Origin of the sequence: Parvibaculum sp. (genome assembly GCF_019635935.1) — a bacterium.
GTDB lineage: Bacteria > Pseudomonadota > Alphaproteobacteria > Parvibaculales > Parvibaculaceae > Parvibaculum.
Genome location: NZ_JAHBYN010000001.1, coordinates 1589047 through 1611574 on the forward strand (window position 1 = coordinate 1589047; position 22528 = coordinate 1611574).

The window sequence follows — 22528 nt, forward strand, 5'->3', positions numbered from 1 at the left end:
AATTTGAACTGTGAAACTGAACTCGAAATATTTCGATTCGATCCGGATCGCACCGCGCAAGTTGCGCGGCCTGGAGCGGTCGTCGCATGTCCAGGCCGCAGCCGCCCCGCGGCGCTGCGAATGGGCCGGCTGCCGCGAGCCCGGCCCGCATCGTGCGCCGCGCGCCAACGCCACCACTGGCTTCGATGTCGCCGCCGACGCGCAGTATGCGTGGTTCTGCGACACCCATATCCGCGAGTTCAACAGCAGCTACGACTTCTTCAAGGGCATGAGCGATGCCGATATCGCCGCCTTCCAGCGCGAGGCGCTGACGGGCCACCGGCCAACCTGGAATCTGGGCGTCAACGCCGCCAATGCCGCTTTCGGGCCCCGGTTTGGGGCCCGGACGGGCCGGGCTTCGCCTTTTCGCGATGCCTTTGGCTTTTTTGAGGATACCGCAAGGTCAACCGGCCCCGAGGAACCGGAAACAAAGCGCAAGCCCCGTGCGCTGCAGCAACAGGCGCTCGATACGCTGGACCTCGACGGGACCGCCTCCTTGAATGAGATCAAGGCACGGTATAAGGAACTGGTCAAAAGACACCATCCCGACGCCAATGGCGGCGACAGGTCGGCCGAGGAGCGTCTCCGCAAGGTCATTCAGGCCTACGATTACCTCCGCAAGAGCGGCTACCGCTGACCGGCGGCGCGGCACGGGCCTGGAAATGCCCCGCCGGGGCATTGTCCCGGCGCGGATTTGAGAGACACGTACGGAAGTAGGGCAGGAATGAGCTTCGAAGCAAGAAACGGCATGACCGAGAATCTCCCGGACAAGAAGGTTTCCGTCCGCGAGACGTTCAAGATCGACGTCGACATGGAGGTTCCGGCTTTCTCGGAACCCAACGAATATGTGCCCGATTTCGATCCGGATTACCTGTTCGACCGCGATACGACCATCGCGTTGCTCGCCGGCTTCGCGTTCAACCGCCGCGTCATCGTGCAGGGTTATCACGGCACCGGCAAATCGACCCATATCGAACAGGTGGCCGCGCGCCTCAACTGGCCCTGCGTCCGCATCAATCTCGACAGCCATATCAGCCGCATCGACCTCGTCGGCAAGGACGCGATCGTCCTGAAGGACGGCAAGCAGGTGACCGAATTCCGCGAGGGGATTCTGCCTTGGGCGCTGCAGCACCCGGTGGCGCTGGTCTTCGACGAATACGATGCCGGCCGCCCCGACGTGATGTTCGTGATCCAGCGTATTCTCGAAGCATCGGGCAAGCTGACGCTGCTCGACCAGAACCGCGTCATCCGCCCGCATCCGGCCTTCCGCCTCTTCGCGACGGCCAACACTGTCGGCCTGGGCGACACCTCCGGCCTCTATCACGGCACACAACAGATCAACCAGGGTCAGATGGACCGCTGGAACATCGTGACGACGCTGAACTACCTGCCGCATGCCGAAGAAGTGAACATCATGCTCTCCAAACTGAAGAGCTATGAAACGGAAGAAGGCCGCAAGCAGATCGCGGCGATGGTTCGCGTTGCCGATCTCACGCGCTCGGCATTCATCAATGGCGACATCTCGACCGTGATGAGCCCGCGCACCGTGCTGACCTGGGCAGAAAACGCCAAGATCTTCGGCGGCGACATCGGCTTTGCCTTCCGCGTCACCTTCCTCAACAAATGCGACGAACTTGAGCGGGCAACGGTGGCCGAGTTCTACCAGCGCTCCTTCGGCGAGGATCTCCCGGATTCGGCGGCCAACATCAAGGTCGCCTGAAAACCCGAAAAGCGACACGGCCAATGACATCGAAAGAAGGCCCCGTCGAACCGTTCAAGCGTGCGCTGGCGCAAACCATGCGCACGATCGCGGCCGAACCGGAGCTCAATGTCACCTTTGGAACGGAAGCGCCGGGCCTGCGCGGCCTGCGCGCCCGGCTGCCCCTGCCGAGCCGCACACTGCCGCCGGCGGAGGTCGCGCAGGTGCGCGGCGTCTCCGACGCCTATGCGCTGCGCATCGCCCATCACGATGAAAAAATCAATGCGTCGTTGCAGCCGGAAGGCGGCAACGCACTGGCCGTTTTCGACGCTGTGGAGCAGGCGCGCGTCGAGGCAATCGGCGCCAATCAGATGGCCGGCATGTCGCAAAACCTGACCGCGGCGCTCGAACAGCGTTGCGCGTCGCGTGGCTACGACCGCATATCCTCGCGCGATGAGGCGCCGCTTGCCGAGGCAGTGGCGATGATGGTGCGCGAAAAGCTGACCGGCGAAGCGCCGCCGCCTTCGGCCCGCAAGCTGGTCGATCAATGGCGCGCATGGATCGAGGAAAAAGCCGGCAGCGATCTCGACCGGCTCGGCGAGGTGATCGGGGACCAGAAGGCCTTCGCGCGCGCGACTCGCGACATTCTGGTCGATCTCGACATGGGCGACGAACTGGGCGAAGCCCCCGACCAGGCATCCGACGATGCCGACGATCAGGAAGGCGACAGCCAGGACAGTTCCGAACAAAGCCAGTCGGGCGAGGCTGAACAGCCTGAAGGTTCGTCGGCCGATCAGGTTGAATACTCGGAGGGCGAAGGCGAGGAAGGCGACGAGCAAACGGTCGAGGTCGATGCCGACGACGTGCCGTCCGATGGTGACACCGACGAAACCAGCGAAGGCAACCAGCCCTGGCGCCCGAACCAGCAAGGCGACGACAAAAATCGCGCCGCCTACAAGGTCTTCACGCCGCAATATGACGAAGTGATTGCCGCCGAAGACCTGTGCGATCTCGAGGAACTGTCGCGCCTGCGCCAGTATCTCGATCAGCAGCTGCAACAGATGCAGGGCGTCGTCTCGCGCCTCGCCAACCGCCTGCAGCGCCGCTTGCTGGCGCAGCAAAACCGCACCTGGGAATTCGATCTCGAGGAAGGCATTCTCGATGCGGCGCGCCTGACCCGCGCCGTCGTCGATCCGATGCAACCGCTCGCCTTCAAGGTCGAGCACGACATGAATTTCCGCGACACGGTGGTGACGCTGCTGCTCGACAATTCAGGGTCGATGCGCGGCCGGCCGATCACCGTCGCCGCAATGTGCGCCGACATTCTGGCGCGCACGCTGGAACGCTGCGGCGTCAAGGTCGAGATTCTCGGCTTCACGACCCGCGCCTGGAAGGGCGGGCAATCGCGCGAGCGCTGGCTCGCGGAAGGCAAGCCCGCACAGCCCGGACGCCTCAACGATCTGCGCCACATCGTCTACAAATCGGCCGACAGCCCGTGGCGCCGCGCACGCCGCAACCTCGGCCTGATGATGCGCGAAGGCCTGCTGAAGGAAAACATCGACGGCGAAGCGCTTATCTGGGCTTACAACCGCCTGCTGGCGCGGCCCGAGCAGCGCCGCATCATGATGGTGATTTCGGACGGCGCGCCGGTCGACGATTCAACGCTCTCGGTCAACGCCGGCAACTATCTCGAAAAGCACCTGCGCTCGGTCATCGAACAGATCGAGACCCGCTCGCCGGTCGAACTGATCGCCATCGGCATTGGCCACGACGTCACGCGCTACTACCGCCGCGCCGTCACCATCGTCGATGCCGAACAACTGGGCGGTGCGATGACCGAAAAGCTCGCCGAGCTGTTCGACGACGAGACGACGCTGCGGCGCGGTCAGTTGAAAGCCCGTGGCCAGGACGCGCCGAAGAAGCGCGGCGGCGTATCCGCCCGCGCCGCGCGCGCGGTGCGCTAGAGGATCATTCGGTCTTTCCGATCCGGTAAGTGCAGCGACGCCCACCGTCGAGCAGATATTCCTCGCGCGCGACACGCGCGCCATCGCCCAGCATCATCCGGAAGAGCGCGAGTTCCGACCGGCAGAACCCCTGACACGCCGCCGCCGCCGCGCAGATCGGGCAGTGATCCTCGATCAGAATGAAATCCTCACCGTCGCGTTCGACCCGCGCCATGTAGCCCTCGGCCGCGCGGATTGCCGCCAGCGCCTCGACGCGCTCGGAAAGATGCGCCTTGCCCTGCAGCGCCTTTTCATAGGTCAGGCGCATGTCGCGCTCGCGCTCGGCAACAAGCTTTGAGAGCCCTTCCTCGCCGAAGAGACGACGCACGTCACCGATCATTTTTGTCGTCAGTTCGGCATGGGCGTCGCCAAAGCGCACATGTCCCTCAGGGGTCAGACGCCAGAACTGTCTTGGGCGTCCGACACCTTCGGACTTGTCGAAAGATTCGATCTGACCGGCCTTGCCGAGCGCATGCAGATGCCGCCGCGCGCCCATCGACGTCATCGACAAAGCGTCGCCAAGCATCTCGGCGGTTTGCGGGCCGTTCTTCTTGAGGAGGTGCAGGATACGTTCGGGGGTCGAATGCATGGCTGGATCATGCCGCGATGCGGTCTATTTTTCAAGTCCTTCGATTATAAAATAAGTGATTAAATTCAACGCCTTGATCTGATCTTAAAGAAATCACTTTATTTTAAAAACAATATTGTTTATTTAAAAGAACCCCTCGGAGCGCCGTTCATGTCAAGCTTCATCCCCACACAGCCCCGCCGCAAGCGCAGCCTCGCTGCCGCCATCGTCTCGATGGGGATGGTCAATCTTTCGATGGGTATCGCTTTCCCGCTTGCGGCGCTGATCATGGCCCGTCAGGGCGCGGAGCCCGGCCTGATCGGGCTTTCGGCCGCCGCACAGGCCGCGCCGGTCTTTCTGATCTCGCCGATCGCGCCCTGGATCATGCGCCGCTTCGGCCCTGCCAATGTGATGATCGGCGGCTTGTTGCTGGCTGGCACCTCATTCCTGCTGATCGGCTACTACGCCAATTTCTATGCCTGGTTCCCGCTCCGCTTCCTGCTTGGCGTCGCAGGCACGCTGCTCTGGGCGACGAGCGAAGCCTGGATCAACGCGCTTGCCGAAGACGCCAAGCGCGGCAAGATCATCGGCATCTACGGCGCCTCGGCGGCCGCCGGCTTTGCGCTCGGACCGGCAACGCTGGTCGTACTCGGAACGGGCGTCGAGCCCTTCTATCTGGGAGGGGCATTGATGATTGCCGCCGCCATTCTGGTCACCACGGCCGACAAGAGCCGCAATCACTTCGAAAAAACCGAAAAATCGTCGCCCATGTGGCGTCTGGTCTTCGTCGCGCCGGCAGCGCTGCTGGTCAATGTGTTCTACGCCGCCGCCGAGGAATCGCTGGTCACGTTTTTTCCGCTCTATGCCATCCGCTCCGGTATGGCCGAAAGCGGCAGCCTGGCGCTGCTGACGGTCGCCGCAATCGGCGCCATCGTCATGCAACCGATCGTCGGCCTGGCGGCAGACCGGGTAAACCGGCTCGGTCTCCTGATCGGTCTTGTGCTGGCGACGATGGCCGGCTATGCGCTGCTTCCCTTCGCGGTGCCGACGCTGATCGCGACCGGCATCGTCCTCTTTCTCGTTGTCGGCCTTGCCAACGGCATTTTCACGCTCGGCATGGTACTGGTCGGCGAGCGCTTCCGCGGCGCCGAGCTTGCGGGCGCCAGTGCCTTCACAACCGCCATGTGGGGCACGGGTGCCCTGATCGGCACGCCGCTTTCGGGCTTCGCAATGCAGCTCTGGGACCCGCACGGCCTCGTACTGACGGTCGTGCTGATCTTCGCCGCCTATCTGCCGTTCCCGGTCATCGCCTGGCTCCGAACGAAAAAACCCTCCACCGCCTGAATTCGGCGCTTGAGCTTCTGCCGGATACGGATAATCTGCGCGGCTTTTCTCCGTTCGGGGCTTTTGACGCCATGCGCGCCGCGCTCGCTACATTCCGCTCGGATCATCGTCTCTGGATCGACGAGGCGAAGGCGACGCTTGCCTTGTCCTGGCCGCTGATTTTCACCAATCTCGCTCAGGTCGCGATCAACGCCACCGACGTGCTGATGATGGGCTGGCTCGGTCCGGATACTCTGGCTGCCGGCACACTCGGCTCCAACCTGTATTTCCTCGTCTTCATCTTCGGTATCGGCCTGATGACCGCTGCCTCGCCGATGATCGCGGCCGAGCTCGGCCGCCGTAAACATTCCGTACGCGATGTACGCCGCACCGTGCGCCAGGCATTCTGGGCAGGACTTACAATCGTCATTCCGTTCTGGGTGCTGCTCTGGAACGCCGAGTGGATACTCCTCGTACTCGGTCAGGAGCCGGCGCTGGCGAAGGAAGGCGCATCCTATGTGCGCGCCATGCAATGGTCGTTGCTGCCGATGCTGTTCTACATCGTGCTGCGTTCCTTCATCGCAGCACTTGAGCGGCCACGCTGGGCGTTCGTCATCAGCGGCATCGCCGTTCCGTTCAACGCCTTCGCCAACTATTGCCTGATGTTCGGACATTTCGGATTTCCGGCGCTGGGCCTCGTCGGCGCGGGCATCGGCAGCGTGCTGTCCTGCAGTTTCATGTTCGCCGCCCTGGGCCTCGTCGTGCTCTACGACCGGCAGTTCCGCCGCTATTATTTGTTCGGACGGTTCTGGCGAGCCGACTGGTCGCGCTACCGGGAAATCTGGCGGCTCGGTCTGCCAATCGCCGTGACGCTTGGCCTTGAAGTGTCGGTCTTCAATGCCGCTGTCTTCCTGATCGGACTTTTCGGTGCCGCGTCGCTCGCCGCGCATGCAATCGCCCTGCAGATTGCGGCTATCTCCTTCATGGTGCCGCTCGGCTTCTCGCAGGCCGTCACGGTGCGCGTCGGGCGCGCTTACGGCGCGGGTGACCGCGAAGCGATCCGTCGCGCAGGCTGGACGCCGTTCGTCATGGGCGGCGTTTTTATGGGATTTATGGCGCTGGCGATGATCCTCTTCCCCTATCCATTGATCGGTGCCTTTCTCGACCGGACCGCGCCCGAGAATGCCGCTGTGATCGAGCTTGCGGTCACTTTCCTGACCATCGCCGCACTCTTTCAGGTTTTCGACGGCGCGCAATCCATCGGCGTCGGCATGTTGCGCGGTCTCCACGACACGCGCGTGCCCATGATCTATGCCGGTATCAGCTATTGGCTGATCGGCCTGACATCGGGTGTGGTACTGGCGTTTCCGCTGGAAATGGAAGGTCTCGGTATCTGGCTTGGCCTAGCAACAGGTCTCGCCGCCGCTTCGTCGCTGATGCTCTACCGCTGGCTGCGGCGCGGCGCGCTGCGGCTCGACGAAGCACCGTGGGCGCGGCGCACCTGAATCTCTTGTCTCGCGACCGGGCACCGATATGATGCCTCCCGGTCGCACCGTCGTCTGAGTTTCCGGCGGTACGAGGTAGAGGGAATAGTAAATTGCATCGCCCGACCACGATTGCCGGTGTGCTGGTTTTCTTCGCGCTTGTTGCGACAACCGCACCCGTCCATTCCCCCGCCCATGCCGATGCCGAACGCATCGAACTCAAGACCAACACGCTGGTCTGGAACCCGGAAGACCGCGGCGAAACGCGCACCGGCAGGCTGGAATGGGCCGGCGGCATCGAGATCAGATCGCCGAAGCCGGAGTTCGGCGGTTGGTCCGGCCTCGCCGTCAATCCGGACGGCACCATGTTGCTCGCCGTTTCCGACGAGGGACAATGGTTCAGCGCAATGATGCTCTATGACGAGCGCGGGCGCTTGTCGGGGCTGGCCGAGGGCCGCATGGCTCCCATGCTCGGGCTGGACGGTCAACCGATTGCCGGAAAGACGCTTGGCGATGCGGAAGGCCTCGTGGTCGACACGGCCGATGCGACGCTTGCGGGCAAGGCCTATGTCAGCTTCGAGCGGGCGCATCGCATTTGGCGGTACGATCTCGGCGCCGACGGATTTTCGGCGCGTCCCGAACAGCTCCTGACGCAGCGCCATTTCGGACGCCTCAACGCCAATGGCGGCATCGAGTCGATCGAGCTCCTGCCGCCAACCGAAGCCGGCGGCGAACCGCGCATTCTCGCGATCACGGAAGACACGCTGGATCCGCGCGGCAACGTCAAGGCATTCATCGCCGACGGCCACGACATCTCATGGTTCGCGGTGCGGCCGCGCAATCCCTACAAGCCGACCGACATGGCGCTGTTGCCGAGCGGCGATCTGCTGCTTCTGGAACGTCGCTTTTCGATGCTTGCCGGAGTCGGCATGCAGATGCGCTTGGTCCGCCGCGACGACATTGCCGCCGGAGAAGTGGTCGATGGCGAAGTATTGATCGATGTCGGACAGCGCTACTCGATCGACAATATGGAGGGGTTGGCTGTTCGCGAGGACGAGAATGGCGACCTGATGATCTACATGATCTCGGACGACAACTTCAACGTGTTGCAACGAACGCTGCTGCTGATGTTTCGCCTGAAAAGCGAACCCTCGGCCGCGATGGCCGAGCCCGTCAGGCTCCCCCGAAACCCGGCAGCGGACGGATCGTCCGGCGCATCATCCCGGTCGGAAGAAGCTGCAACAACGCCCAACTGAGATAAAGACCGCTCTCGACAATCAGACGCGCCGCCAAGCCGTCATCCCACGGCGCGGTCGGCCGCATGTTGAAGGCGGCGGAAAACGCAAAGCCGCCGATCAGCGCCGCCAGAAAAGGCGCCTTCCACCACGGAATGCCGCGCATCCAGTCGAAGGTCAGGATGTTGACGAGTTGTGCGGTCGCCAGCGCACCGACGATAGCCGCCGCCTCCGGGTAAGGCGCAATCTCCGTGGCGAAGTCGGCGACAATCCCTTCATGGACGGCCCAGCCGACGGCGCCGCCGATCAGCAACCACGAAATGAAGGCAGCGGTCAGCGTCAATGCCGCGCCATAGCGCCGGCTCGTCAGATTGAGAACGAAAAAAACCGCGGGCAGAACAATGAGACCCCAGGTTAGCCAGTCTCCGGTGTCGAGCCGCGGATCGATGACGATGAGATGGCGGGCCTCCTGCATCGGCACATCGCGCAAAAGAAACGCGACGCCAAGCACAAGGCATAACGCGACGACCGGCACGACCAGCCGTGCAAGCGCCGTCGCAAGCCGCGAGAAAAAGCCCGGCCGGCTGACCGGTATGCGATCAACCCCGCTATCCAGCATTCGCACACCCCCAAAACAACGGGGCGAAGTCTAGCGGCGCGGGCCACGGCCTGAAAGACCGCGGCACGATTTTCGATAAACTGGGTAAAATTTGCGGAAAAAGAAAAGGGCGGCCCTTGGGCCGCCCTTCTTTCAATTGCGCCCCGCGCCGGACGCGGGTCAGGCAGCCGCTGTCTGCGCCTTCTCGACCGCCCGCTTCAGCTTGAGCGCGCGGGAGGAAAGCTGCGCATCGGCGGCCTTGAGCAGGAACGGGTCCAGCCCGCCATTGTGCTCGACCGAACGCAGCGCATGCGCCGAGACGCGCAGGCTGACCTGCCGGCCCAGCGCGTCGCTGATCAACGTCACCTGGCAGAGATTCGGCAGGAACTTGCGCCGCGTCTTGCGGTTGGCATGGCTGACATTGTTGCCGGACATCACGGCCTTGCCGGACAGTTCGCAGCGGCGGGACATGGGGACTTCCTTTGTAAATTCATCGGGCTGCCGCAGTTTCCCGCGCAGCCCATGCAGGCGGGCACGTATAAAAGGCCCGGGAGAGCCCGTCAAGGCCCGTTCAGGCCCCGTTCGAGCGGCCGAGCACAAGGCCCAGAAGCCGCCGCGCGGCCGCCGTCGGGGTCGTTTGGCCTTCGGCCACCTCGCGCTCCAGTTCCGGCACCAGCGCCGCCGCCTGCCGATCGCTCTTGAGCGCCGAAAAGAGACCTTCCCGGAGCTCGGTCCAGAACCAGGCTTTCGCCTGGGCTGCCCGCAACCGGCTGAGATCGCCGGTTTCCGCCAGGACCTTGCGGTGCGCTTCGGCGGCCTCCCAGACCTTGCCGAGTCCCTCGCCCTTGAGCGCCGATGCAAGCAGGACATGCGGCGTCCAGCCGGCATTTTTGGGCCGCATCAGATGTAAGGCCGCCTGATACTCCACTTGCGCCCGCCGTGCCGCTGGCACGAGATCGCCATCGGCCTTGTTAACCACGATCAGATCCGCAAGCTCCATGATGCCCCGCTTGATGCCCTGCAACTCGTCGCCGCCGCCGGGCGCCAGCAGAAGCAGGAACATATCGACCATGTCGGCAACGGAGGTCTCGGACTGGCCGACGCCGACGGTCTCGACAAGGACAACGTCGTAGCCTGCGGCCTCGACAAGCAGCATGGCCTCGCGCGTCCGCCGCGCCACCCCGCCAAGCGTTCCGCCCGACGGCGAGGGCCGGATGAAAGCGTTCGGATCGCGCGCCAGCAGCTCCATGCGCGTCTTGTCGCCCAGGATCGAACCGCCGGTTCGCGTCGAGGAGGGATCGATCGCCAGAACGGCAATCCGGAGCCCCTTTCCGGTCAGGAGCTGGCCGAATGCCTCAATAAACGTGGATTTTCCGACGCCAGGCGCCCCGGACATGCCGAGCCGGATGGCCTTGCCCGTATGGGGCAGCAGGTCGGCCAGCAGCGCCTGCGCAATTTCCTGATGGTCCGCGCGGGAGGATTCGACAAGCGTGATGCCGCGCGCCAGCGCGCTGCGGCTACCAGCCCGGATATTTGCCGCCAGTTCCACCGGATCGGGCAGTGCCTGGTTCAGGGCCTGCCGTTTCTGATGCTTTTGATCGGGTCCAGTTGCCATTTTAGTTGCATACTTGGTCAGCACCGGCCTCGTCCAGTCCTGCCGCAAGGCTATGTCCGCTGTTCATCGCCGGTTCACATAGGCTTGGCGACCATAAGGCCCTTTCGACGCCCGCACCCCGGAAACTCCGGGCGGGCTGGAACATGGTGACGAAAATGGCACTAGCGAGAATTGGCGCGGGATGGATGGCGATGGCGGGACCGTTCTTCGCCGCCGGCATGCTCGCGCTCGCGGTAGCGCCGCTCGGGGCAACTGCCGCCGTCGTTCCGGCCGAATCGGAAAGCGGCGCCTCGTCCGTCAGCGCCGACTACACGGTCTATATCGGGGGTTTCAAGGCAGCGGAAGGCACGGTCAGCGCGACGCTGCACGACGATGCATACGACCTGCACAGCTTTCTCGGCGTTGCGGGCGTTCCCAAGAATTTCCTCGACGCCAAATGGACGATGGAAAGCGAGGGACGTTTTGACGACGCCCGGCCGCACCCGGGACGTTTCGCCTTCCACTCTGACCAGAACGGCGAAATCAAATACCGCGAAATGACATACGACGCTGCAGGCCGCCCGGAAATGACATTCGAGCCGCCCTTGAGGCCGAATGAAAAGATTCACGTCTTGCCACATGAGCGGCAGAACACGCTCGATCCGATCAGCGCCCTGCTCGTTCCCGTTGTCGCAGGCAACAATCCTTGCGATCGCACGCTCGCGGTCTTCGACGGCAAGAGGCGTTACGACATCCGGCTTGCATTCGACCGGGAAGGCACGGTGACGACGCGCGACAAGGGCTATAGCGGCGAGGCGATTCGTTGCTCGGTTCAGATGGCACCGCGCAGCGGCATGCGCCAGACGAGCTTCATCCGGATGCTGCAACAGCGCGACAATGCGCATATATGGCTCGCGCCCGTAAACGGCGGAAGCATCTACATTCCTGTCCGCATTCAGGTCAGGACGCCGATCGGCGGCGCTGTAATGGATGTCGTGAAACTTCGTCAGTACGCTGCGACCGAAACAGCCGCGAAAACCGCGGCCGCCAAGTAGGCAACGTTCAGTCTTCGCGTGCCTTCTCGCGGACGACCGGTTTGCTGACCTCGGAATAAAGCGCGCGAAGGCGCTTCACCAGATCGTCGTCGGGCGACGTTCCGGCTTGCTCGATTTCTTCCAGTAATCCTTCGAGCCGCGCCGACAGCATGTCGTAATAGGCACGTTGCTGCTCGTCCGGGTTTTTCTGACCGGGCGCAGTCATATCGACAAGACGGCGCCGCTTCGGGCGCGCAAAACCTTCGCCGGTGCTCATCACACCTCCGGGATCTCTCATATTTGGAACCTGTCGCGGCAGCTATGTTTTCCCGGGGTTTCCCAACCCGGAAGGGCATAGCTTGCCTGGTATGGCCCATTGGCGGCGGCTCAGAGATCGTTCGAGCGGCACGCGTGCCATCACCCGCCCGAATCTTTGCCCGGGCGTCTGGGATCGAAATAGCGATGCGTGTGAGCAGTTGCAACATCGAAAAGAGCATCGTGCTCTTTTGACGCACACAGCGCCTCACTCATAGGCAGACGGGAAAAGTGCTGGTTTTACAGGCAATTATGCCGCGCGGCGGCGTTTCTCACGGATAAGCGTCAAAATTTCAAGGGCCGCGGACGGAATGTTCGTACCCGGACCGAAAATCGCCGATGCGCCGGCCTTTTTCAGGAAATCGTAATCCTGTGCCGGAATGACACCACCGCAGATGATCAGGATGTCATCGGCGCCCTCGTCCTTAAGCGCTTTGGCAAGCGCGGGCACCAGCGTCTTGTGGCCGGCGGCAAGACTTGAAATGCCGATGACGTGAACATCGTTCTCGATCGCATCGCGCGCCGCTTCTTCCGGCGTCTGGAAAAGCGGCCCGACATCGACATCGAAGCCGAGATCGGCAAAGGCGGTGGCAATCACCTTGGCGCCCCGGTCGTGTCCGTCCTGCCCCATCTTGACAACAAGCATGCGCGGGCGACGGCCTTCCGCCTCGGCGAACGCTTCGATTTCCTTTGAAATCTTCATGAAGCCCTCATCCCCTTCGTATGCTTGCGCATAGATGCCCGAAATCGATTTGATCTCGGCGCGATGGCGGCCGAACACCTCTTCCATCGCATCCGAAATCTCGCCGACCGTCGCGCGCGCCCGCGCCGCGTCGACGGCAAGCGCCAGCAGATTGCCATTACCGCGCGCGCCCTCGGTGAGCGCGGCGAGCGCTGCCCTGCATTTCGCCTCGTCGCGTGTCGACCGCACCTTCTTCAGCCGCGCCACCTGCGCTTCGCGCACCTTGGCGTTGTCGATGTCGAGAATGTCGAGCGGATCTTCCTTGGTCAGCCGGTACTTGTTGACCCCGACAATAACTTCCTCGCCCCGATCGATGCGCGCCTGCTTGCGCGCCGCAGCTTCCTCGATCTTCAGCTTCGGCATACCGGTGGCGACCGCCTTCGTCATGCCGCCTAGCTCTTCGACTTCCTCGATCAGCTTCCACGCTTCGCTGGCCAGCGCATGGGTCAGGCTTTCCATGTAGTAGGAACCGCCCATCGGGTCGATGACCTTGGGGATGCCCGTTTCGTGCTGGATGACAAGCTGCGTGTTGCGCGCGATGCGCGCCGAGAAATCCGTCGGCAAGGCAATCGCCTCGTCGAGCGCGTTGGTGTGAAGCGACTGCGTTCCGCCAAGCACCGCCGCCATCGCCTCGATCGTCGTGCGAATGACGTTGTTGTAAGGATCCTGCTCGGTAAGCGAGACGCCGGATGTCTGGCAATGCGTCCGCAGCATCGACGACTTCAGGTCTTTCGGCTTGAATTCGGCCATGATCTTCGACCACAGGAACCGCGCCGCGCGAAGCTTGGCGATCTCCATGAAGAAATTCATGCCGATGGCGAAGAAGAAAGAAAGACGGGGCGCAAAATCGTCGACATCGAGACCGGCGGCCAGCGCCGCGCGCACATACTCGCGGCCATCCGCCAGCGTGAAGGCAAGCTCCTGGACCTGCGTCGCGCCCGCTTCCTGCATGTGATAGCCGGAAATCGAGATCGTATTGAACTTCGGCATGTTCTTCGAACAGAAGCCGATAATGTCGGCGACGATTCGCATCGAAGGTTCGGGCGGATAGATATAGGTGTTGCGCACCATGAACTCTTTCAGAATATCGTTCTGAATGGTTCCCTCGAGTTGCTCGGGCTTCACACCCTGCTCTTCGGCCGCCACGATGTAGTTGGCGAGAATGGGAATGACGGCGCCGTTCATCGTCATCGAGACGGACATTTCATCGAGCGGAATCTGGTCGAAAAGGATTTTCATGTCTTCGACCGAGTCGATCGCAACGCCCGCCTTGCCGACATCACCAACGACGCGGGGATGATCGCTGTCATAGCCACGATGCGTTGCAAGATCGAAAGCGACCGACAGGCCTTTCTGGCCGCCAGCGAGATTGCGCCGGTAAAAGGCGTTCGATTCCTCTGCCGTCGAAAACCCGGCATATTGCCGGATCGTCCATGGCCGTCCGGCATACATTGTTGCCTGCGGACCGCGCGTGTACGGCGTAAAGCCCGGCAGCGTGTCGGCGTCATACTCATCCGCCGCCAGCCGCTCCAGATCGTCGGCCGTGTAGAGTGGCTTGACGTCGATGCCTTCCGGCGTCTTCCAGACCAGCGAGGTCGAACCCGCGCCTTTGGTCTGCTTTGCAACCGCGGCTTCCCAGTCCTGAAGCGTCTTCTTGTCGGCCATTTCGTCGTCAACCCGCTCGAAAATCCCGGATATTTCTCTGTCGCTACTGTAACATAGCGACGCCGGTCCCAAAAATGCGGCCGGAGTATCGGGGAACCTTCCGGCATGGTCAAACCGCCCGGAAGCAGGGGGACAAGACCACCGTTCCGCTGCGTCAGATCGCTGGCCAAATCGCTGCCGCGCTCTGGCCGCCATTCGACACATGCCTTACGGTAGGCCCACAGGGACCAAGCGAGTGCCGCAATCTTCATATGCGGCAAGAGAATTTGAGGGGAAGAATGTCCGTGATCCGAGTTCGTCCGAGCGCGTCGGCAACCGCAATCATCGCAATTTGCCTGGCGGCTTTTGCAATTACGGCCTGCTCCGGCGGCGGCGCCGCCCGCAAACGCGATTCCGACGGACGTGTGTTGCCCACCCTGGCGGAGCAGGACCCGGTGGGGACGCTCTATGCAAAGTCGATCAGCGACGCAGCCCGCGGCGAGTGCGACGAACGGACGCTCGACGTGCTGACCTGCTTTTCCTATCGCGGCCACGGCTATGAAGGCGCACAAACGGCGCTCGGCCAATGCATGATCGCCGGCGGCGAACATGCCGAAGGGATCGAATGGGTCCGCCGCGCGGCGAACGCCGGCTGGCCGGACGCACAAAAGCTCCTCGCCCGAACGCTGCTCACCAGCGATGTCACGACACGCGACACAGTCGAGGCACTCAAATGGGGAAAGCTCTATAGCCGCAATCCGGCGCTTCTCTCGCTTGGCGTACAGCCCGACCGCGATATCGCTCTCGCCTTTCAGGGCGAGGTCACGGCGGCACAAAATAGCGAGGCCGACAGCCGCGTGGCCGCCTGGACGCCGCAATATTGGAGACCAACGACACAGGTCGACCAGACCGTTCAACGCAGCTGCGAGGTTGAAGGCCGCCGGCCAAGGCCCGCGCGCCCTGACGTTCCCCTGATAACGGTACCGGACATCTACTGACGACTGCCGAAAGCCGGCCGTCGATCATCGGATTTGCGCCCCGGGTGCGGCCGCGCATGGGCCTGTGTGTGTTGCCGAAAACCTCTTGATACCGGCTGTTTTCCCTGCGAGACGCTACGTTCAGGGAAACTTTACCTCCCTCCCCTAAACCTTGCTTGACGTGGGGTTCTAACCTGGGGGAGGAGCCCCGTTCAGATGCCCGGCACGCCAATGGACATGAAGCCATCCGCGGGGCCTGAGGCAGGCTCCGCTCAGTCAGTGCGCGACAACACTTCCGGATATGAATACGGACCGGAAGTGACCGATCACGCACGCGCCGTGCGCCTCGAGCTCTATCGCTCGCTGATGCTGACCTTCCGTACACTACCCATCTATTTTCCGGCCATTGTCGGCGCCGTTGCCCTCGCCTTCGACGCGGTCGCCCCAACACCCGTCGTCATTGTGTGGTGGCTCGTCGTCGCAGCGCTGCACATCGAATACGCGATCTTCCAGAAGCGCTTCTTCACGGCCGACGAAAGCCGCATAGACCCCGAACCTTGGATCAGGGCCACCGCTATCCGCTACTGGATCATGAACATCTTCTGGGCCGGGCTCATCCCGCTTTTCTGGCAGGCGGACAACAATATCCAGAACCTTGCCATCCTGATGATCTTCGTGCTCCACGTCATTCTGTCGACGCAGACGGCATTTTCCGTCGCGGCGCTGTTTGTCGCGGCCACGTTGCCCATCATGACCGCCGTCGTCGCGGTCAGCATTTCGACCTTGCAACCCGTATTCGTGGCCATCGGCCTCGCTTGCGTTCCAACTTACCTCTACTTGTCGCGCATCGCCCAGCAGCAGCGGCGCGGCGCGACAGAGACGCTCGAACTGCGCTTCCGCAATGCCAGCTTGATCCACGATCTCGAACGCGCACGCGACATGTCGGAGCGCGCGCGGCATCATGCGGAAGAAGCGAACGCGCAATTGCTGCGCCGCGAACATCATTTCCGCGCACTTGTAGAGAACGCTTTCGACGTGGTGCTGGTCACCGACGAACAGGGGATCATACAGTATGCGTCGCCCGCCGCCGGGAAAATCGGCCTGCCGCCCGAGGCGTTGGTCGGCCTCAACGGCATCGACCTCCTGTCGCCGGAACAACAGGAAACGTTGCGCCAGGATACCATCGACGCCGACAGCGACAAGCCGACGCCGGCACGCACCTATGAACTCATGATCCCGCGATACGAAAACAACCGAAGCATCTGGGTCGAGGCGACGATCACAAACCTGCTCAAGGACGAGAATGTTCGCGGCTTCGTCGTCAATCTTCGCGACATCACGCAGCGAAAACGCGCGGAGACCGAGCAGCGGAGTCAGTTTCGCGTTCTTCAGGCGCTTGCCACCGGCATGGCGCTCGACGAAGTCATGTCGCTGCTGGCGCTCGGCGCCGAAGAAGCGAACCCCGGCGCACACGCCGCCGTCTTTCTGCTCGACGGAGAGGAGAATCTTGTCACCTGCGCCGCGCCGAACCTCCCGGCGGACTTTCCCGAATGGGTCGCCGGCTTCTGGCGAGAGCAGAGGACAAACGGCTTCGGCGATATGGCGCGCGCCGGACTGAAGATCATCACCACCGACCTGCAGGACGAACGGCACGGCAATGTCGCGCCCTATATGCGCAAGGCCGGCATCCAGACCGTATGGTTCCGCCCCATCATGTCGCGCAACGACCGCGTCACCGGCGCCTTCGCGATGTATTTTCCGGACGCACGCGAACCCGGCAGATGGGAAGATGCCTACCTGCTTGGCGCCGCGCATCTGGCGGGCATCGCCATCGAGCGCCGCCGCGCCGAACAGGGCCTCAAACAGGCGACGGAGAGCGCTGAACTCGCCAACCGCGCCAAGACAAAATTTCTGGCCAACATGAGCCACGAGCTGCGCACGCCGTTGAACGCGATCATTGGCTTCTCCGAAATCATGCGCGACGGCATGTTCGGCCCGCTTGGCAACGAACGCTATCGGGCATATGCCGTCGACATTCACGACAGCGGACGGCACCTGCTCAATGTTATCGACGACATTCTCGACATTTCGAAGATTGAGGCCGGTCGCTACGCAATCGAGGAACAGGAAATCGACCTCGCCGACGTCCTGCACTGGTCGGCCGAAATGATGCGGGCCCGGACGATGGACAAGCGCCAGAAGGTATCGCTGCGCCTGCTCGACGATATGCCGCATGTTCGCGCCGACCAGCGGGCCATGCGCCAGATCATGTTGAATCTGTTGTCGAATGCCGCAAAGTTCACGCCCGTCGACGGCAGAATCGACGTCGCGGTCAGCCTGACGGATACGGGCGAGCTTTGTGTCGCCGTGCGCGACACAGGGATTGGTATCCCGGCCGACAAGCTCGACGAGGTGCTGGAGCCGTTCGGGCAGGTTGACGATACAAATGCCCGCCAGCACGGCGGCACGGGCCTCGGCCTGCCGATCACGAAGTCACTGATCGAAATGCATAGCGGCGTCTTCCGCCTCGAAAGCACGATCGACGTCGGCACCACGGCGACGATGACGCTGCCGGCCGCGCGCCTGATCTGGACGAAGCAGAGCGAGACCGCTGCGCGTTAAACGCAAGGCGGCCTCGACGGCGTCAACTGTCCGTTATTCGGCCGCTTTCGCCGGCCGGTTCGCACCGATATATCCAAACAAGTGCCCGCCGACCTTGCGCATCTGGATTTCCTCCGAACCCTCGGTAATCCGGTAGCGGCGGTGATGGCGGTAGATGTGCTCGAAAGGCTTGTGGCGCGAATAGCCGATCGCACCATGTACCTGAATCGCGAGATCCGCGGCTTGGCAAACCAGCCGGTTCGCGCGGTAGTTGCACATCGAAACCTTGTCGGAGAGATATCTGGCAACGTCGGGCTTGGACATCTGATCCATCTCCCACGCCGTCTTGTAGATGAAGTTGCGGATCATCTCGCATTCGGTATGCGCTTCGATCAACGGAAACTGGATCGCCTGATTGGATGCCAGCGGCTTTCCGAAGGGCTTGCGCTTCTTTGCATAGGCAACGCTTTCGTCGATGCAATATTGCGCCGCGCCGACGCCCGAGGCCGCCTGGCGAATACGGTTTTCATGCACAAAATGCTGCGCGAGCTCGAGGCCGCGCTCGGGGTCGCCGAGATATGAACCTTCCGGCACCCAGACATTCGTGAACGACACACGCGGATGGTCGGTCGGCATGTTGAACGTCCAGAGATATTCCTCGATCTTCACGCCGGGCGTTTCGACGGGAACGATGAAGCAGGTGATGCCGAGCGCATCGCCACCCTTGCCGCTGGTCCGCGCGAACACGAAATCATGCGTCGCGACATGCATGCCCGTGTTCCACATTTTGCTGCCGTTTATCAGCCAGCCGTCGACGCCGTCCCGCTTTTCGCGCTTGGCGGTCGTCTCCATCCATGTCGCGTCCGAGCCGTGATCGGGTTCGGTGAGACCGAATGCGACCCGAACAGAGCCGTCGAGCGAGCCGGGGATGAACTTCTTCTTCTGCTCATCCGTCCCGAAGTCGCGAAACATCAGGACCGTCGGAAAATTGCCGACAACCGATGTCTCGTTCTGAAGATCGTTGTGAAGACCGAGACCCTTGGCGGCCAGGTGATCGCGGATCACCGCCATCGCGAGATTGGTGCCGTCCTTGCCGCCATATTCTTTCGGAAGCGCGTAGCGCAGGTGGCCCGCCTTGTCGGCAAGTTTGCGCATTTCGCCAAGCAATACTTCCCAATCGTGGCGCGGCAGACCCTGATTGTCCCAGTCGGTGCGGGCATGCTCGCGGCGATGATCGAAAAACCGTTCATTGTCGTCGCGCGCCTGCAGCGGCTTGATTTCCTTCTCGATGAAATCGTCGAGCACATGAAGATAGTCGGAAACGTCCTTGGGGATCCTGAAATCCATAGCGTCCTCCCGGGGGTGTCGCCGGCCTCTGACGGGCCTGATGGCAAATGTCGATGACCGTCACTATAGACCGCAGTCCAGTATCGGAAAGGGCCGGCGCGTGCGGCCCGTGCGCGCTGCCGCCCCAACGCTGCGGAAGGTGCCGCAAAATTTCTTCGTTAACGATTTGTCTGCCTAAACTATTGTCTGACCACAAGATTTAGCCGTGAACGAAGACGGAAGACGAGCCGGTCAGCGATTCGGACCCGGTTCGTTCGCCCAATATTCCAGTACTTAACGCAAGCTCGGTTAATGGCCTCGCGCGCTTGCTTCCTGTCCGGTTTGCCCCGAAGGTGCGCCTCGGAATCATGAGTACCCCATCCCCGTCTACGTCCGCCCGCCACGCCCGCGATGGCCTCGCCGAACGCCGCCGCGTCACCGCGGTGCTCGGGCCCACCAACACCGGCAAGACCCATCTGGCCATCGAACGGATGATGGGCCACGAGACCGGTATGATCGGCCTGCCGCTCCGCCTGCTGGCCCGTGAGGTCTATGACCGGGTGACAAAGGCAAAGGGCGAACGGCATGTCGCCCTGATCACCGGCGAAGAGAAAATACTTCCGCGCGACGCCCGCTATTTCGTCTGCACGGTCGAAGCGATGCCGCTCGACCGGCCGGTCGAGTTTCTGGCCGTCGACGAAATCCAGCTCGCCGCCGACCGCGAGCGCGGACATACCTTCACCGACCGCCTGCTGCGCGCCCGCGGTCTCTCTGAAACCATGATGCTCGGCTCGGAAACGGTTCGCGGCCTGATCCAGAAATTGCTGCCGGAGACGCATTTCATCGTCCGGCCGCGATTTTCGGAACTGACATGGACAGGCTCGAAAAAGCTGACGCGCCTGCCGCGCCGCTCAGCCGTGGTGGCCTTCTCCGCCGACCGGGTCTACGCGATCGCCGAGCTGATCCGCCGTCAGCGCGGCGGCGCGGCGGTCGTCATGGGTGCGCTTTCGCCGCGTACGCGCAACGCTCAGGTAGCGCTCTACCAGTCGGGTGATGTCGACTTCCTGGTCGCAACCGATGCAATTGGCATGGGTCTTAACATGGATGTCGACCATGTCGCCTTCGCCTCGACGCAGAAATTCGATGGGTATCAGCACCGGCCGCTTCATGTGGCCGAGCTGGCGCAGATCGCCGGGCGCGCCGGCCGGCATATGAACGACGGCACCTTCGGCGTCACCGGCGACACGCCGCCGCTGGACGAAGAAGCCGTGTCGCGGATCGAAAACCACCGCTTCGAACCGCTGCGCCTGCTGCAATGGCGCAATCCGCATCTTGAGTTTTCGAGCCTCTCGGCGCTGATGCAAAGCCTCGAACGGCCGCCCGAACGCGCCGGCCTCACCCGCGCGCCGGTCGCCGACGACCTTGAGGCGCTGACACGCATGGCCCGCAATCCCGATGTCCAGACGTCCGCCAGGTCGTCGCCGGCCGTTGAGCGGCTTTGGGAAGTGGCCCAGCTTCCCGATTTCCGCAAGACGCTCGCAAGCGAGCATGCCGACCTGCTGACGAGGCTCTATCTCTTTCTTATGGAACCTGCCCGTGGCGGGCCCGCACATATTCCCGACGACTGGCTTGCGCGCCAGGTCGATCGCCTCGACCGGACGGATGGCGAGATCGACACGCTCGCCGCGCGCATCGCCCATATCCGCACATGGACTTATGTGGCAAACCGTCCAGATTGGCTTCGCGATCCTTCTCATTGGCAGGAGCGCGCGCGTAAGATAGAGGATAAGCTGTCGGACGCGTTGCACGAGCGTTTGACGCAGCGGTTCGTCGACCGCCGCACCAGTGTACTGATGAAGCGTCTGCGCCAGAACGAGGATCTAATGGCGGCTGTTAACGGTGACGGCGAAGTTTTGGTGGAGGGCGAATATGTCGGCCGCCTTCAGGGATTTGTCTTTGTTCCCGACCCAAGAGCCGATGGCGAGCAGGGTCGCGTTCTGCGCGCGGCAGCCGACCAGGCGCTCGCGGGCGAAATAGCGGCGCGTGCCCAACGGCTGGCCACGGCGCCGGATGCCGACATTTCCCTGTCCGATCACGGAAGGATCATCTGGACCGGCCACCCCGTCGCCGATCTGAAAGCCGCTGCCGAACCGCTGAAACCCCGCGCCGAACTGATTGCGGGCGAGGAACTGGACGGCGCGGCGCGCGAGGCGGTGCAGGCCCGGCTCGACGGCTGGCTCGCCATGCATGTCGCAAACGTACTGGCGCCGCTGGTCGCGCTGCGCGATGCCTCGGACATCGACGGCCTTGCGCGCGGCGTCGCTTTTCGCCTGATCGAAAATCTCGGCTCGATGAAGCGCGAATGGGTGGCCGAGGACATTCGCACGCTCGACCAGGCCGCGCGCGGGCAATTGCGCAAGCACGGCGTCAGGTTCGGCGCGCACTCGATTTTCATGCCGGCTCTGCTGAAGCCGGCGCCGGCGCGCCTGTTGATGATGCTCTGGGCGCTCGCGCGCAAGGACGTCGATGAGCCTTTTGCCGGCCTGCCACAGCCGCCGGCGCCCGGCCTGACCTCCATCCCCGCCGATCCATCCGCGCCGCAAGGTTTCTACGAGGCGTTGGGCTTTCGCCTCTGCGGCACGCGCGCCGTCCGCCTCGATATGCTCGAACGTATTGCCGACCTGATCCGTCCGGTGATTGCCGCCCGCATCTACAATGGCGGCTTTGTCGTGACGCCCGACATGATGTCGCTTGTCGGTTGCTCCGGCGAGGAATTCGCGAGCTTGCTGCAGGGTCTCGGCTATCGCTCGCAACGCGAAACGATCGTCCCGCGCCTGGCCGATGCATCGACGCCGGATGCTGGCGCGACCGAAGCGGGCGCCGCGCCGCGAACGAGCGCGGAGGCGGCACTCGCCGAAATCGTCGACGCGATCGCAGCGCCGATCGCCGGTGAAACGCCGGAAACCGCGCCCGAACCGCAGGCCGAGGTTGCAGCTGTTGCACCGGCGGCAACCGCGCCCGGCGAACCGGCGGAAACCGCAGCCGCGGTCGAACTTGAAATCTGGCGCCCGGTGCGCCGCAAGCAGGAAGGCCGACCCGCGCGCCGCCGGCCGCAAAACAAGGCAAAGACGGAGCCCGGCGAGAAGCCGGCCGAAGCACGCGGCGAGCGCCACCGGAAGCCGAAGCGCAAGTCCGATGAGCGCGGCGAGCGGCCGGCCAAGAATACGCGCCCCGACAACAGCCACCGCGAACCGCGCAAACCCCGCGACCGCGAGCCCGATCCGGATTCACCCTTTGCCGCACTGGCCGTGCTCAAAGAGCGCGTCCGCGGCAACTGACGCCGTCG

17 protein-coding genes are annotated in these 22528 nt (G+C 63.0%); 10 read left to right on the forward strand and 7 right to left on the reverse strand.

Annotated elements, in window-relative coordinates:
- Positions 1 to 10: 10 nt before the first annotated feature.
- The 3 genes from KF719_RS07945 (at position 11) to cobT (ending at position 3702) form a co-directional block, all read left to right on the forward strand.
- Positions 11 to 676, forward strand: coding sequence for a J domain-containing protein (locus KF719_RS07945; protein WP_293508179.1), 666 nt, complete (start codon positions 11 to 13; stop codon positions 674 to 676).
- 111 nt (positions 677 to 787) lie between these two features.
- Entirely contained in the window at positions 788 to 1759 is a 972-nt protein-coding gene (gene cobS, locus KF719_RS07950; protein WP_293508180.1) for a cobaltochelatase subunit CobS, read from the forward strand.
- Positions 1760 to 1782: 23 nt separating this feature from the next.
- The gene (gene cobT / locus KF719_RS07955; protein ID WP_293508181.1) at positions 1783 to 3702 is read left to right on the forward strand and encodes a cobaltochelatase subunit CobT; all 1920 of its coding nucleotides are present in this window, start codon (positions 1783 to 1785) and stop codon (positions 3700 to 3702) included.
- Between the two features lie 4 nt (positions 3703 to 3706).
- Here cobT and KF719_RS07960 read toward each other — a convergent pair whose 3' ends face one another.
- A complete protein-coding gene (locus tag KF719_RS07960) occupies positions 3707 to 4330 on the reverse strand; it encodes a transcriptional regulator (RefSeq protein ID WP_293508182.1) in 624 nt (207 codons plus the stop codon).
- Positions 4331 to 4480: 150 nt separating this feature from the next.
- Here KF719_RS07960 and KF719_RS07965 point away from each other — a divergent pair, with 150 nt between their 5' ends.
- The 3 genes from KF719_RS07965 to KF719_RS07975 all read left to right on the forward strand — a co-directional run bounded on the left by KF719_RS07965 (position 4481) and on the right by KF719_RS07975 (position 8372).
- Positions 4481 to 5653 (forward strand): MFS transporter, encoded by a 1173-nt coding sequence (locus tag KF719_RS07965; protein WP_293508183.1) that lies wholly within the window; start codon positions 4481 to 4483, stop codon positions 5651 to 5653.
- 71 nt (positions 5654 to 5724) lie between these two features.
- The gene (locus tag KF719_RS07970; RefSeq protein WP_293508184.1) at positions 5725 to 7137 is read left to right on the forward strand and encodes an MATE family efflux transporter; all 1413 of its coding nucleotides are present in this window, start codon (positions 5725 to 5727) and stop codon (positions 7135 to 7137) included.
- Between the two features lie 92 nt (positions 7138 to 7229).
- Complete coding sequence (locus KF719_RS07975) at positions 7230 to 8372, forward strand: esterase-like activity of phytase family protein (protein WP_293508185.1); 1143 nt, start codon at positions 7230 to 7232, stop codon at positions 8370 to 8372.
- Here the strand turns inward: KF719_RS07975 and KF719_RS07980 are convergent.
- The 3 genes from KF719_RS07980 to meaB all read right to left on the reverse strand — a co-directional run bounded on the left by KF719_RS07980 (position 8290) and on the right by meaB (position 10564).
- Entirely contained in the window at positions 8290 to 8970 is a 681-nt protein-coding gene (locus KF719_RS07980; protein WP_293508186.1) for a hypothetical protein, read from the reverse strand. The genes KF719_RS07975 and KF719_RS07980 overlap by 83 nt on opposite strands.
- 159 nt (positions 8971 to 9129) lie before the next feature.
- Entirely contained in the window at positions 9130 to 9420 is a 291-nt protein-coding gene (rpmB, locus tag KF719_RS07985) for a 50S ribosomal protein L28 (RefSeq protein ID WP_293508187.1), read from the reverse strand.
- A 100-nt stretch (positions 9421 to 9520) separates the two neighbouring features.
- Complete coding sequence (meaB, locus tag KF719_RS07990) at positions 9521 to 10564, reverse strand: methylmalonyl Co-A mutase-associated GTPase MeaB (protein ID WP_293508188.1); 1044 nt, start codon at positions 10562 to 10564, stop codon at positions 9521 to 9523.
- 191 nt (positions 10565 to 10755) lie between these two features.
- Here meaB and KF719_RS07995 point away from each other — a divergent pair, with 191 nt between their 5' ends.
- Complete coding sequence (locus KF719_RS07995) at positions 10756 to 11598, forward strand: DUF3108 domain-containing protein (RefSeq protein WP_293508189.1); 843 nt, start codon at positions 10756 to 10758, stop codon at positions 11596 to 11598.
- A gap of 7 nt (positions 11599 to 11605) precedes the next feature.
- Here KF719_RS07995 and KF719_RS08000 read toward each other — a convergent pair whose 3' ends face one another.
- Together KF719_RS08000 and scpA are read right to left on the reverse strand one after the other, a co-directional pair.
- Complete coding sequence (locus KF719_RS08000) at positions 11606 to 11854, reverse strand: hypothetical protein (RefSeq protein WP_293508190.1); 249 nt, start codon at positions 11852 to 11854, stop codon at positions 11606 to 11608.
- Between the two features lie 288 nt (positions 11855 to 12142).
- The gene (scpA, locus tag KF719_RS08005; RefSeq protein WP_293508191.1) at positions 12143 to 14299 is read right to left on the reverse strand and encodes a methylmalonyl-CoA mutase; all 2157 of its coding nucleotides are present in this window, start codon (positions 14297 to 14299) and stop codon (positions 12143 to 12145) included.
- A gap of 407 nt (positions 14300 to 14706) precedes the next feature.
- On the opposite strand from scpA, the gene KF719_RS08010 reads away from it, so the two are divergent.
- Positions 14707 to 15276 carry a hypothetical protein gene (locus KF719_RS08010; RefSeq protein WP_293508192.1) on the forward strand — a complete coding sequence of 190 codons (570 nt, stop codon included), beginning with the start codon at positions 14707 to 14709 and terminating at the stop codon, positions 15274 to 15276.
- A 297-nt stretch (positions 15277 to 15573) separates the two neighbouring features.
- On the forward strand, positions 15574 to 17877 hold the full coding sequence (locus KF719_RS08015; RefSeq protein WP_293508193.1) for an ATP-binding protein: 2304 nt from the start codon (positions 15574 to 15576) through the stop codon (positions 17875 to 17877).
- 33 nt (positions 17878 to 17910) lie between these two features.
- Here KF719_RS08015 and KF719_RS08020 read toward each other — a convergent pair whose 3' ends face one another.
- Positions 17911 to 19203: an acyl-CoA dehydrogenase family protein gene (locus tag KF719_RS08020; RefSeq protein WP_293508194.1), complete on the reverse strand. Its 1293-nt coding sequence runs from the start codon at positions 19201 to 19203 to the stop codon at positions 17911 to 17913.
- A gap of 347 nt (positions 19204 to 19550) precedes the next feature.
- On the opposite strand from KF719_RS08020, the gene KF719_RS08025 reads away from it, so the two are divergent.
- The gene (locus tag KF719_RS08025; RefSeq protein ID WP_293508195.1) at positions 19551 to 22520 is read left to right on the forward strand and encodes a helicase-related protein; all 2970 of its coding nucleotides are present in this window, start codon (positions 19551 to 19553) and stop codon (positions 22518 to 22520) included.
- The last annotated feature ends 8 nt before the right edge of the window (positions 22521 to 22528 follow it).

Excerpts from the sequence above, each read along its gene's own strand:
- cobS (WP_293508180.1), top strand. The coding sequence starts at position 788 with ATGACCGAGAATCTCCCGGACAAGAAGGTTTCCGTCCGCGAGACGTTC.
- cobT (WP_293508181.1), top strand. The coding sequence starts at position 1,783 with ATGACATCGAAAGAAGGCCCCGTCGAACCGTTCAAGCGTGCGCTGGCG.
- KF719_RS07960 (WP_293508182.1), bottom strand. The coding sequence starts at position 4,330 with ATGCATTCGACCCCCGAACGTATCCTGCACCTCCTCAAGAAGAACGGC.
- KF719_RS07965 (WP_293508183.1), top strand. The coding sequence starts at position 4,481 with ATGTCAAGCTTCATCCCCACACAGCCCCGCCGCAAGCGCAGCCTCGCT.
- KF719_RS07970 (WP_293508184.1), top strand. The coding sequence starts at position 5,725 with ATGCGCGCCGCGCTCGCTACATTCCGCTCGGATCATCGTCTCTGGATC.
- KF719_RS07980 (WP_293508186.1), bottom strand. The coding sequence starts at position 8,970 with ATGCTGGATAGCGGGGTTGATCGCATACCGGTCAGCCGGCCGGGCTTT.
- rpmB (WP_293508187.1), bottom strand. The coding sequence starts at position 9,420 with ATGTCCCGCCGCTGCGAACTGTCCGGCAAGGCCGTGATGTCCGGCAAC.
- meaB (WP_293508188.1), bottom strand. The coding sequence starts at position 10,564 with ATGGCAACTGGACCCGATCAAAAGCATCAGAAACGGCAGGCCCTGAAC.
- KF719_RS07995 (WP_293508189.1), top strand. The coding sequence starts at position 10,756 with ATGGCGGGACCGTTCTTCGCCGCCGGCATGCTCGCGCTCGCGGTAGCG.
- KF719_RS08000 (WP_293508190.1), bottom strand. The coding sequence starts at position 11,854 with ATGAGCACCGGCGAAGGTTTTGCGCGCCCGAAGCGGCGCCGTCTTGTC.
- scpA (WP_293508191.1), bottom strand. The coding sequence starts at position 14,299 with ATGGCCGACAAGAAGACGCTTCAGGACTGGGAAGCCGCGGTTGCAAAG.
- KF719_RS08020 (WP_293508194.1), bottom strand. The coding sequence starts at position 19,203 with ATGGATTTCAGGATCCCCAAGGACGTTTCCGACTATCTTCATGTGCTC.
- KF719_RS08025 (WP_293508195.1), top strand. The coding sequence starts at position 19,551 with ATGAGTACCCCATCCCCGTCTACGTCCGCCCGCCACGCCCGCGATGGC.